Raw genomic sequence first — 11,407 nt, 5'->3', positions numbered from 1 at the left:
GACCGTTATATAAATCCAGTAATACCAAGGGTTTTGATTAACGGTCCATTTTGCATAAAACATAAAACCCATCATTTTTTTGAACTTATGGGTCAGCCACATTTTCAGCCCATCTTTAATCACAACTAATTTCCGCCTATACTAAGTTAAGGGTCCATTAAAGATTAGCTTCCCTCAAGAAAAACAGCTGCTCACTTTTATCTAATATTAGTTTTTAATAACAGTTTATCGTTATGCAACACGGATCGCTTTGCCGAATGGAACTCTTGGCAAGTACTCATCCGGAATAAGCCAAAATACTTCAGCATTTACTTTTAGTTCTTCATAAAAATAACCTGTTACATCAGTAATATAAAAAACAGTGTCAATCTTCTCCTGGTCAGCCCATTCAAATACTTCTGTGTAAGAAGATTTTCCGTGTTTGTAATATTTAATTTTCGCGGTTCCAATAGGGGAAACATTCCGGATTTTAAAATCAGCCTGCACTAACATCGTATCCGGTCTCACTTCCTGAAACAGTTTAACAATGTTTTGAAGGAGCATTGGCCGAGCGGGCAGCTGTGACGTGTCAATTGCTAAGGCAATGGATTTATTTTCTCTTTCCTTCAGCATTGCAAGCAAAGATTTCTGCCATCTCATGTTTGATCAACCCCCATAATGTAGTTTAACACTCTTATTGTAGATTGATTTTACGGAAATATGATCAAAGCTTTCAGACATTTTTTCTGTCTGCTCAAGGTTTTCTATTCTCTTTAATCCTTTAGTTGAATAAAGAAAATGCCGCCATTAAAAAACCTTTTTTCATCTCGGACTCTTATCATTATGACTACTGCTATTTCCGGCCGCCACCTTTTCGACTTTCTTTTTCATTCCTCGATCCTGTTACCTCTATCTGTGCCGCGACCTCTGGAATACCAAGACCTGCTGCATCGGGATTATTGATTTTTTGAACCTTATTTTTTCCGCGAGCCATGATTCATCACCTCCCCGTTTTTTAATGTAACCTTGATGACACTTTTTACTCTTTTCCCCTCATGTATCTCCCTTGCTTTTTGCGAACATATTAATAGTAAAGAGGAGAGAAATAAGAATGGTAAATGAAAATCATGCAAAAGCGGCAAGACTTTCTGAGGACTAAAAATCACAACATGCATAAACTCACACCTTAATGTCATTTTGATAAACTATTACTCTTGCAAATAAGAGTTTTATCTTGTAATATGTATATACAAGCTGCGTTGTACGTGATGATAATAAGTTTTAACCTTTAAGCTGATATAGGGAGTTTTATATTGAAACCGGAATGCCATGCCTCCCATTATGGATAGAGGACGGCAGAAACGTTTCTGCGAACACCCACTTTTAGGAGTGGTGGTTTAAAACTTCATTATACTAAATTAACGGCAAACGCGGCATTTTCTGTTTATGATAACAGCAAGCCGGTTCCATTTAGGGATCGGCTTTTTTGTTTTATCCCTGAAAAACATGTAAACGAACGTTAGGATAAAGAAAACTTCCATGAATTGTTTGATTTTCCCCGTCACTTTAACGAAAGAGGTAGATTCAAGCATTTCTTTGTATAGTTCAACGTTATCCCATGTTTGAGCATTGACGTTGCCGTTATTGTTGCTTAGTTTGAGCTTCAAAAAGGGATTTCCATTAGAAGCATTTTTCCGTTCCCAGCTATTTACGAGAAAAAGCTGAGATTCCACTAAATCATTTTCGTTACATTCTTCTACATTAAAGTTACCCTTATAAGAAGAAAAAGAAGAAAGAGCAGACTTTCTTATCCTTTCTTCTTTTTCTTTCTCTAAAGGGGGGATAACAACTGGCACGACACCATAAAAATAGGAATTGCTTTCCTCTGCATACATAAGTTATCACCTCAGATCACTTCTTTTTTAACCTACGTTGTGAGGCTTCAACTAGCCGCTGAAAATACAGTTGGGAAACTCTTCTTTCTTCATCCAGCGGCATAACGATAAAATTTAGATTCACCTCTCGAATGTGCTTAAACTGGTTGAAGCGGTGCTGTTCACCAAATTCTTTCCTTCCCGATTAAGGGCTGGTTTCACATAATACCTAATGGGCAGCTCATATGCTTCTATAGACGACAGAATCTCCTAATTCCCTCCCATAACTTTGGGGTTAATCTTTGTCCCAAGATGGAGCAATCCTAAATTGTAGAGAAAATCTAATAACTCTTGATCATTCGTCTCATACTCGTTTTTTGCAACAAATTTTACGACCAAGTTTTCCTTCACAAATTCGTGTCTTTTTTCATCACTATTCTCAAAAGTCTTACGTAAACATTGCTTAATTGCCTTCGAGTTTTTCTCTCTGGATTTTAACTCCCCATACAACTTTTCTTCCATGCATTCTTTCATAATTTCAGAAGCTTTTTTTGAATTTTTTCACTGAGTTTCACTTCTTATCTTAGATTTTTATAAAAAACATATTTTTTTTGATTAATTTCGGAAAAAGGAATACAAAAAATATATGTTTTTTCTGTTTTTTCCCCTTCCCTTGCCCCCGTTTTTTCGTTTTTTTATATTTTTTTTGGTTTTTATATTTTTTTTGGTTTTTTGTTTATTTTTCTGATTGTTGTACCTACTTACTAGTGTAGATTAGATTTTGGAGATTCATCTAACCCGACAACATGTTCAAAAATCTTATATAACTCTTCGTAGCGTTTTACAAAAAGGCTGTAGCCATAGTTTCTGCACGTCCTAAAATCGTTAAAATTCTGGATTCTCAAATGGACATTCTTACCTGTTGGAATGCTACTTGAAATCGCTCCCCTTATGATTGAATCACTTTTGGGGTAAAGAGTTTGATTTTTGACTAGTATGAAATCGCACCCACTCACATCCAATTGTTCGTCTCCATGGTAGATACACACCCTGCCATCCTGACAGTAATGGTGAGTACTCATCAGAGAGACACAGATATATTCCTTTAGAATGTTTAACCCTTGCCAATGAAATGGGAATTGATTTCGGAGAAGAAAACCAAATTTAAAGTCAATTGGGTTACCTCTTTTAAAATCCCAATAGGTAATATCATTTGAAGTCATACAAATAGAGTCTGTGGAATCTAACCCGTGCCAGGGTATCATTAACCTTTGGGACATCGACTCTTCCACTATAATAGATTACACCCATGCCGAGCGCATGCGAAAAGACTCCTTTGTGCAGAAAGGAGCCTTCTTTTTATAATAAATATTCATTTTTCAGGTTAGTAGCAGTATGGCTATTTCTCCTAAACGGTGTCAATTCGAATTTGCCAAATTCACAACATTGTTTTTTATTGATTGATAGCATGCGTCAATAACACGCATGTTTTGAATCACGTTTTCGGCTGAATAGAAGGGCTGGCCATCCTCTAAAATAATCTCCGAGAAATGTTCAACTTCAAGTACATAAATGTCACCTGGGATTTTTTCGGTTCGCTCTTCTGTTTCTCTTTGAACAATGATCACTCCTTCTCCACCATTTAAGTCTGGGCGAAACGATCTTGGCACGAAAATTTGGCCTTCTGTACCTACAATTTCATACTGCTGCCTAAGCACCATATCAAAACTGCAATCAAAAATCGCATTCACGCCATTTTTAAGCTTCAAATAAGCAATCGCTGACATATCGACACCATATAAAGGATCTATTTCACCATACACTTCTATCTTTGACGGCTCTGAACCTAACACATTCCGAATCGCATGAATACAGTAGCAGCCGATATCATAAATGCTGCCCCCTCCCATTTCTTTGTTCATTCTAATATTCTCTTCCCTCTGGTCAAGGTAAAAGGAAAAGCTTGAACGCATCAGCTTTACCTCTCCGATCTCGCCTGATGCAATAATTTCTCTTACACGTTTGTGCTGCGGATGGAATTGGTACATAAACGCTTCCATAAATTTAACATTTTTTTCACGGCATACCTTGATCATTTCGATTGTTTCTTCCGCATTTAAAGCTGCTGGCTTTTCACACAGAACATGCTTGCCGTGATTAGCTGCCTCGATTACCCATTTTTTATGCAAGTGATTAGGAAGAGGAATATACACTGCATCAATATCAGGATCTTGAAGCAGTGCTTCATAGGTGTCATATGATTTCGGAATATTTAATTGAGACGCTACTTCTTTTGCTTTTATGCTTCTGCTTGCAATTCCAATAACCTCTGCGTTCTTGGATCTATGGATAGCTGGAATGACCATCGTTTGGGCAATATTGGCCGTGCTTAAAATCCCCCAACGTACTTTTTCCATGATGTTCTCCCCTTTGTTATCGAAATTCTTTTAACCCCTCATTTAATTTCTTGGTTAGCTCATGCATTATACAGTTACATTTCTATGCACATCCAATAAATATTGATTGATGATTGATTTTAAACGTTCTTGTCTTCCAGAAAAGTTCTTAATATCTCCAAGCTGCAGCGCGTACGCCTCTAGTTTATAAAAGTCGGTATTGCCTTCCACAATGTCGCGCCCAACTCCTTCTTTAAAGCTTTGATAACGTTCAGAAATTAAATCCTCAAACACGTTGTCGTCAATCAATCTTTGAGCAACCTTTAAACCAATTGCAAAACTATCCATTCCTGCAATGTGAGCATAGAAAAGATCTTCAGGCTCAAATGAACCCCTTCTTACCTTAGCATCAAAGTTCAAGCCGCCTTTTCCAAGTCCATCGTTTTTTAAGATCTCGTACATTGCTAGTGTAGTAGAATACAAGTCTGTGGGGAATTCATCTGTGTCCCATCCCAGCAATGTATCACCTTGGTTCGCATCGACAGAACCAAGCATTCCATTAATACGTGCCATCCGAAGTTCATGTTCAAATGTATGCCCCGCTAATGTGGCATGGTTTGCTTCAATATTAAACTTAAAGTGATCCCGTAAACCATAGTTTTGCAGGAAAGCCAAGCCTGTTGCCACATCGAAGTCATACTGATGTTTTGTCGGCTCCTTCGGCTTTGGTTCAATTAAAAATTGACCTGTAAATCCGATTTCTTTTGCATAATCAATAGCCATATGAAAGAAACGGGCAAGATTGTCAAGTTCAAGTTTCGTATCTGTATTTAAAAGGGTTTCATAACCTTCACGTCCACCCCAGAACACATAGTTTTCCGTACCTAGTTCCTTCCCAATTTCTAACCCCTTTTTTACCTTTGCCGCAGCATACGCGTAAACATCCGCATTGCATGATGTTGCTGCACCATGAACAAATCGTGGATGTGTAAACATATTGGCTGTATTCCATAAAAGCTTTGTTTTACTTGTCCTCATGTATTCCTTCATCATTGTAACGATGCGATCAAGATTTTGATATGTTTCACTTAACGTACCTCCTTCAGGAGCAATATCGACATCATGGAAACAAAAGAATGGTACATTTAATTTTTCAAACAGTTCAAATGCGGCCTCGACACGGGCCTTCGCCAAATCCATCCCTTTAAATTGATTCCAGGGGCGAATCATGTTCCCATCCCCAAATGGATCCGTTCCATCACCAGTAAACGTGTGCCAGAAAGCAACAGCAAAACGGAGGTGCTCCTCCATTGCTTTTCCATTAATTTTTTCCTCCGGATGATAATATTTAAAAGCAAGCGGGTTTTTAGAAGTCGGTCCTTCATATTGAATATGATTAACATTTTTAAAATAAGCCATTTCCTTTCCCCCTAAGATAGATAATTTATATGTTAAAATATAAGCCGGCAACCACTGGCACATGTTATTACACAGTAATTATTTTTTGCCCGAAATATCGATTCAAACAGCAAAAATCGGAATCAGGCCTTTCACAATGTATTGCCAGAACGTCTCGATATTCATCATGCCCATGCCATTATCAATACTTGCCATGATGAGTGCACCAACAATTTTTCCTTTTCCGTCCATCTTCCCCTTAATGCTTATCATTCCCTTTTTAATAGTTCACATTTATTTTCATTCAGATGTCTATTACCATTTTTTACATAAGAAAAACATTTTCGTAGATGTTGACTTCTACGAAAATAGGGTGTAATATAATCTATGTCAGCAACAAACGACATTGAATGAATTGAATACTTATCCTACGATGTACGTCATGCCCTATTTGTTTTGAACCGTATTGTTTGATCGGGATTCCTACATCTGTTGGCCGATGCCATGCCTGTCCGTGAAACAGGATCACAGGAACGCCAGCATGCGGAAACCCACCTGCGAGAGCGCAGGTTCATAAAACAGATTGGGCGGACGGCATAGGTGGGAATTACTTGAGTATACATACCGTGCTAGACGGGGAGATGGCGGTGCCCTGTAACCCGCAATCCGCCTTAGCGGGGTTGAACTCCCACCAGAGGTATGGTTCAGGTAAGGTCTGCCTTGTGCAAGTGGTGTTGACAACCGGGTCCTGCGCAACAGAAACCCATGAACCTGGTCAGGTCCGGAAGGAAGCAGCCATAAGTGGATCCTTCTGTGTGCCGCAGACAAGCCTGGTCGAGCTAACTGCACAAGTAACGCTTAGCTGGTCATATCAATGGTGGGTGCACGGTGTTTTAAAAGGACATAAGAAGCCCTTTTTATCATGGCTTACTATATGCCGGTGTAGCTCAATCGGTAGAGCAACTGAATCGTAATCAGTAGGTTGGGGGTTCAAGTCCTCTCGCCGGCACCATTTTTATAGGGGCATAGTTTAACGGTAGAACAGAGGTCTCCAAAACCTCCGGTGTGGGTTCGATTCCTACTGCCCCTGCCAATTTGAATATGGCCTTGACGCGGAAGTAGTTCAGTGGTAGACCCCCACCTTGCCAAGGTGGGGGTCGCGGGTTCGAATCCCGTCTTCCGCTCCATTACATGTTTTATTTGCCGGTGTGGCGGAATTGGCAGACGCGCACGACTCAAAATCGTGTTCCATTAGGAGTGTCGGTTCGACCCCGACCACCGGTATCATGTCGTGCCACAAATAACAAGAGAAATTTAGACGGCTTAATTATAACCTTCCCCCTAATGATTGGTTAACATCATATTCCTTAGAAGAACCAACACCAAAAGAACTAGATTATTGTCCTTCTCCGAAGGCTTTTGAGTCGGCCCCTTTTGATGTAGATAAAATTATATACATAATTGTTACGGTTAAGGTCTAGAATAACTGTTGACCTAACACATTATTCAAAATCAGGCGCAGATACTCAGGCTTTGATATGAACTTAAACTAGTGACAGAAACTTGTATAGGTTATTTTTAAGATAAAAAACAGTGATGAGTTGTATTCATCACTGTTTAATCACCATTATATGATCCCAGCCTCATTTGCAGAATCAGATCCTTGCTTTTCCATTGTTTTAGTAAAATGATCTGGTGCCACTTTCGCTTTCATTTTCATTGCCATAAAATAAACCAATCCTGATGCGATAATTGATTGAACGGCCAGCAACCCAAAAGAATGTACATATTGTGTATAATATCCTAACAACGTACCTACTACTAGAGCAATGGTAGCCATCCAGTTCCAACCTTTATTATCTACCCATTGTTGTTTGCGGATAAAGAAGAAATCAGCCATCATGACTCCGCCAATGGCAGTAACCAGTTTAACGACATCTCCAGTGTTTAATGGATATCTTGGGTAAATACCATATGGACCATCAGCTTCTCCATTTGCTTTTTCAATAAAAAATTCATTGGCTGATCCATCTTTACCGCCATTAATTCCCCATGGAACAAACTTATGGCGACCAAATGTTACCGAAACCGATTGGTTATCAGTTAACGCTCGGTATGAGCTCACGGCACCCGATCCGCCGATAAATTCGCCCGCGCCTGCGCCATCTACACGTAAACTGTATTCGTCTACCATGATTCCATATCTGGTTTCGGCTACCTCAACCGGAACGTTATATGTCTCACCATCACCGATACAGAATTGTCCTCTTGCCCCGTCCTGTCCTTCAGCTGCACCCCAACCGCCTACAGATGGTTCAACAATCAGGAATGGTTCATTCGTATCCGGGTGTAAACCAGACAACACAACAGCACATACCGATAATAGATGACCGGCAGTTAGTCTATGCGGTATAATAGGAGCAAGAGCTTTCCAAATAAGATTGGCTCCTGCCTGCATGCTTTCCCAATAGATAGACACTGGAGCGGGGCGTTCGGCTGAAAGAACAGATCCCTTATCCGCAATCACTTCCAATGGACGAAAAACTCCATCGTTTGCATCCTGGGACGGATTTGTAATGGCTAAGAAAATTGCTCGAACAGTTGAAACAAGGGCAGTGTAGAAACAGTTAATTGGTCCTGGTACCTGGGGATGGCTCCCTCGGAAATCAGCAATAAATTTATCGTCCGTAATTGTTACCTTTACTTTTATTTTAAATGGGCCGTTTCCAAATCCATCATCATCGATGAAATTTTCTGCTTCATAGGTTCCTTTTGGCAGTTTGCTAAAAGATCCAGGATCTTTTCCGCCCACTTCTGTCCAGTGTGCTTTATTTGCTGAGAAGGCAACAAGTTCTCCATCATAGAAAATCGGCATTACCAGCCCTACGTCAGAGAGATGGGATCCCCCGCCAAATGCGACTAACGAGAATTCACGTGGATTATGGCCCTTACGGATTGAAATGAGCTTTAATGCATTTAACATATTTGAGTTGGCTATACGAATAATTCACAATGCTGCTTCTTCCACTGACAGTCCAAAGTGGTCAGCAACCTTTTCCTTTATGGCAGACTTTACTTTTTCTAAGTCAACTTCGTAATCAAAATTCTCTGGTGAAAGTCGGCCCGTAATAAGGTTTGCATCAGTAGTTGTCGGTTCAGTGCCTCCTAGCCCATAGGCAACAGGTCCAGGCAAAGCACCGGCCGATTGAGGTCCAACCTTTAAGGAGCCTGCACCATCAATCCAGGCGATTGATCCGCCGCCATTTCCAATTTCGACAATGTCAACGACAGGAACCTTAATCGGGTATCCAGCACTCCGCTCATTTTTTTCTATGAAATAATCAGTAGACACCTTTACTTCTCCTTGATTGATTAGCGAACATTTAACTGTAGTACCGCCAATATCAAAGACAATAATATTTTCTTCACCAATGATATCGCCAAGAACTGCTGCCCCATAAATCCCGGCAACCGGTCCGGATTCTACCATATTAATTGGCGTTTGCTTTGCACCATTGAACGTTGTTGTTCCACCGTTAGATTGCATAATATAATTTTGACTATCCGTTTCATTTTCTATTAGTTTCGTATGTAAACGATTTACGTAAGAAGCCGCGATCGGTTTGACATAAGAGTTTAGCACTGTTGTGCTTGTCCGCTCATATTCCCGCCATTCTTTTGTAACCTCATGTGAAGCAGTAACAGCTACTTCAGGCCAAAGCTCTTTAATCAATTCAACGGTTTTAATTTCATGAATCGGATTAACATAGGAATGCAAATAGGAAACCGCAATTGCTTCGAGTTCTTCTTTTTGAAAATAGGTTATAATTTCTTTTAATTGCTCTTTATTTAGCGGAACAAGTACTTCCCCTTTATAGTTAAGGCGCTCCTCTATCTCCTGGCGCAAATAGCGCTCAACGAACGGCGCAGGTTTTTGATAGCGCACATTAAATAAATCCGGACGGTTCCCTCCCGCAATCTCAAGGACATCGCGAAAGCCTTTTGTTGTAATTAATCCGGTCTTTACGCCTTTTCGTTCGTTTAGAGCATTAATAATAACAGTAGTACCGTGAATAAATGTTTGGATGGCCGTTTGATCAATCCCGCTTTTTTCAATTACATCGATGACGCCTTTTTCAAAATTTGGAGGTGTGGTATGGCTTTTGGCCACTCCAATTTCACCATCTTCATCGACATAAACTAGATCCGTGAATGTTCCACCAATATCTGTGGCTACACGCATAATACTCCACCTTTCTGAAAGCCTGATTTATGATATCCAGTTAAAAAATAACTGGAGTTAAAACACAGATTAAAATAGATTCTTCATTAAAAGGGTTTTCAACCGTGTGCGGACAAGTGGATGGAAAATGAATGGAATCACCTTCGCGAATGACATATTCCTTCCCATCAATGTTAAAAATAACAAATCCCTTTAAAACGTAATAAAACTCTTCTCCAGAATGGCCATATTTTTGTGTTTGTTTTTGACTTGGTGCTAAAGTAACTAAAATAGGTTCCAGTGTTCTCCCTGTAAACTCACCATTTAATCTTACATAGGTAAACTCGGAGCCTTTAATATTAAATGGTTTTTGCTCACTTGCTTTAACCATATAATTTTCGTTAGGTGTGTCATCAAAAAATTCCGAAATCTTTATATTTAATGCATCTGCTATTTTCTTAAGGGAAGTGATAGCTAGAGAAGTAGCTCCCCTTTCGACTTGTGATAAAAAACTGATGGAAAGCTCGGTTCGTTCACTCAGCTCTTTCAAGGTTAAACCTTTTTGAAGCCTTAACTCCCTTATTTTTTTGTAAATTTCATCCATAATAAACTCCTTTGAAGTAATACAAGAAAATTAAACGATTACTGAAATTGAATTAAAGTAATACTGTAATTAAAAACATAATAACAGATTGTTCTGAAAATTAAAGTGATATTTGTAATATTTTTTATTCTATATAAGTTCAACTTAAGTTTTTAACCTCTGTTATCGAATCTTCTTCTATTTGCACTTTTCTGTTCTCTCACCTTGAGCAGACTTACAAAGGTCTTCGTAGATTTATATATTTGAAAGCAGAAGAAGATTTGCGTATCAATTATATTAACTGTTCGGTTGGGCTTATCTTCTTTAGGAGGAACTAGTACAGAATTGTCGAATTGATAGATGATAAAACAACATGATAGTGAATATTATATTTCTGAACTACTAAAATGATTTTGGATGGAGGTTATGTTCATGAGTAAAAAAGTGCTGATTGTTACTGGAGACGCGGTAGAGGCGCTTGAAATCTTTTATCCGTATTATCGCTGTCTAGAGGAGGGATTTGACGTAACGATCGCTTCACCTTCTGTTAAAAAACTGCAGACGGTAAGTCACGACTTTATAGAAGGAATGGAAACCTATGTGGAAAAACCTGCATATGGCATTGATTCTCATGCAGCTTTTGCTGATGTTGATCCCTTCCACTATGATGGGTTGATTATTCCAGGAGGACGGGCACCCGAATATATTCGCTTGGAGGAAGCGCTGCCGAAAATTGTCCGCCACTTCTTTGAGGAGAATAAGCCAGTCGGTGCTATCTGTCATGCGGCACAGGTATTATCTATCGTTCCGGATTTAATGAAAGGCCGGGAGTATACGGCGTATGTTGCCTGTAAGCCCGATGTGACGGCATGCGGAGCTACATATATTGATGAAACATTACACACCCATCAAAATCTTGTTTCCGGCCATGCGTGGCCGGATCTACCTGGATTCA

General features: G+C 39.5%; 6 protein-coding genes, 4 tRNA genes, 3 other RNA genes and 3 pseudogenes. 8 read left to right on the top strand and 8 right to left on the bottom strand.

Annotated elements, in window-relative coordinates; translation table 11 throughout:
* Window positions 1-231: 231 nt before the first annotated feature.
* Both ACFOU2_RS19000 and ACFOU2_RS18995 read right to left on the bottom strand, forming a co-directional pair.
* Entirely contained in the window at window positions 232-639 is a 408-nt protein-coding gene (locus ACFOU2_RS19000) for a VWA-like domain-containing protein (RefSeq protein ID WP_377917899.1), read from the bottom strand.
* Window positions 640-832: 193 nt separating this feature from the next.
* Entirely contained in the window at window positions 833-973 is a 141-nt protein-coding gene (locus tag ACFOU2_RS18995; protein ID WP_377917898.1) for a hypothetical protein, read from the bottom strand.
* Window positions 974-1,227: 254 nt separating this feature from the next.
* Between ACFOU2_RS18995 and ssrS (ACFOU2_RS18990) the strand changes: the two genes are divergently transcribed.
* Window positions 1,228-1,420, top strand: a non-coding RNA gene (gene ssrS, locus ACFOU2_RS18990) — 6S RNA.
* 1,851 nt (window positions 1,421-3,271) lie between these two features.
* Here the strand turns inward: ssrS (ACFOU2_RS18990) and ACFOU2_RS18985 are convergent.
* The 3 genes and pseudogenes from ACFOU2_RS18985 to ACFOU2_RS18975 form a co-directional block, all read right to left on the bottom strand.
* Window positions 3,272-4,270: a Gfo/Idh/MocA family protein gene (locus ACFOU2_RS18985; protein WP_377917897.1), complete on the bottom strand. Its 999-nt coding sequence runs from the start codon at window positions 4,268-4,270 to the stop codon at window positions 3,272-3,274.
* A gap of 66 nt (window positions 4,271-4,336) precedes the next feature.
* Complete coding sequence (gene xylA / locus ACFOU2_RS18980) at window positions 4,337-5,668, bottom strand: xylose isomerase (RefSeq protein ID WP_377917896.1); 1,332 nt, start codon at window positions 5,666-5,668, stop codon at window positions 4,337-4,339.
* A 102-nt stretch (window positions 5,669-5,770) separates the two neighbouring features.
* Window positions 5,771-5,893: pseudogene (locus ACFOU2_RS18975) on the bottom strand (sugar ABC transporter permease); the annotation flags it as partial.
* 176 nt (window positions 5,894-6,069) lie between these two features.
* On the opposite strand from ACFOU2_RS18975, the gene ssrS (ACFOU2_RS18970) reads away from it, so the two are divergent.
* From ssrS (ACFOU2_RS18970) to ACFOU2_RS18945, 6 genes are all read left to right on the top strand, one after another.
* A non-coding RNA gene (gene ssrS / locus ACFOU2_RS18970) (6S RNA) lies at window positions 6,070-6,258 on the top strand.
* A 13-nt stretch (window positions 6,259-6,271) separates the two neighbouring features.
* Window positions 6,272-6,536, top strand: an RNA gene (gene ffs, locus ACFOU2_RS18965) — signal recognition particle sRNA large type.
* 47 nt (window positions 6,537-6,583) lie between these two features.
* Window positions 6,584-6,659 (top strand) — tRNA-Thr (locus tag ACFOU2_RS18960).
* 7 nt (window positions 6,660-6,666) lie between these two features.
* Window positions 6,667-6,740, top strand: a tRNA-Trp gene (locus ACFOU2_RS18955).
* 19 nt (window positions 6,741-6,759) lie between these two features.
* A tRNA-Gly gene (locus tag ACFOU2_RS18950) sits at window positions 6,760-6,834 on the top strand.
* Between the two features lie 15 nt (window positions 6,835-6,849).
* Window positions 6,850-6,931, top strand: a tRNA-Leu gene (locus ACFOU2_RS18945).
* Window positions 6,932-7,274: 343 nt separating this feature from the next.
* Here the strand turns inward: ACFOU2_RS18945 and ACFOU2_RS18940 are convergent.
* The 3 genes and pseudogenes from ACFOU2_RS18940 to ACFOU2_RS18930 all read right to left on the bottom strand — a co-directional run.
* A pseudogene (locus ACFOU2_RS18940) lies at window positions 7,275-8,558 on the bottom strand (hydantoinase B/oxoprolinase family protein); the annotation flags it as partial.
* Window positions 8,541-9,890: pseudogene (locus ACFOU2_RS18935) on the bottom strand (hydantoinase/oxoprolinase family protein); the annotation flags it as partial. The pseudogenes ACFOU2_RS18940 and ACFOU2_RS18935, both read right to left, overlap by 18 nt.
* A 40-nt stretch (window positions 9,891-9,930) precedes the next feature.
* Window positions 9,931-10,473 carry a helix-turn-helix domain-containing protein gene (locus ACFOU2_RS18930; RefSeq protein WP_377917895.1) on the bottom strand — a complete coding sequence of 181 codons (543 nt, stop codon included), beginning with the start codon at window positions 10,471-10,473 and terminating at the stop codon, window positions 9,931-9,933.
* Window positions 10,474-10,884: 411 nt separating this feature from the next.
* Between ACFOU2_RS18930 and ACFOU2_RS18925 the strand changes: the two genes are divergently transcribed.
* On the top strand, window positions 10,885-11,407 hold a 523-nt coding region (locus ACFOU2_RS18925), incomplete at its 3' end, for a DJ-1/PfpI family protein (protein ID WP_377917894.1).

This window comes from Bacillus songklensis, assembly GCF_042649685.1.
GTDB lineage: Bacteria > Bacillota > Bacilli > Bacillales > Bacillaceae_H > Bacillus_BA > Bacillus_BA songklensis.
The sequence above is the reverse complement of the archived record's forward strand: the minus strand, read 5'-3'. Positions and strand labels throughout refer to the sequence as shown.

What these genes read in the sequence shown, in the direction of transcription:
- ACFOU2_RS19000 (WP_377917899.1), bottom strand. Translation starts at nt 639, where the DNA reads ATGAGATGGCAGAAATCTTTGCTTGCAATGCTGAAGGAAAGAGAAAAT.
- ACFOU2_RS18995 (WP_377917898.1), bottom strand. Translation starts at nt 973, where the DNA reads ATGGCTCGCGGAAAAAATAAGGTTCAAAAAATCAATAATCCCGATGCA.
- ACFOU2_RS18985 (WP_377917897.1), bottom strand. Translation starts at nt 4,270, where the DNA reads ATGGAAAAAGTACGTTGGGGGATTTTAAGCACGGCCAATATTGCCCAA.
- xylA (WP_377917896.1), bottom strand. Translation starts at nt 5,668, where the DNA reads ATGGCTTATTTTAAAAATGTTAATCATATTCAATATGAAGGACCGACT.
- ACFOU2_RS18930 (WP_377917895.1), bottom strand. Translation starts at nt 10,473, where the DNA reads ATGGATGAAATTTACAAAAAAATAAGGGAGTTAAGGCTTCAAAAAGGT.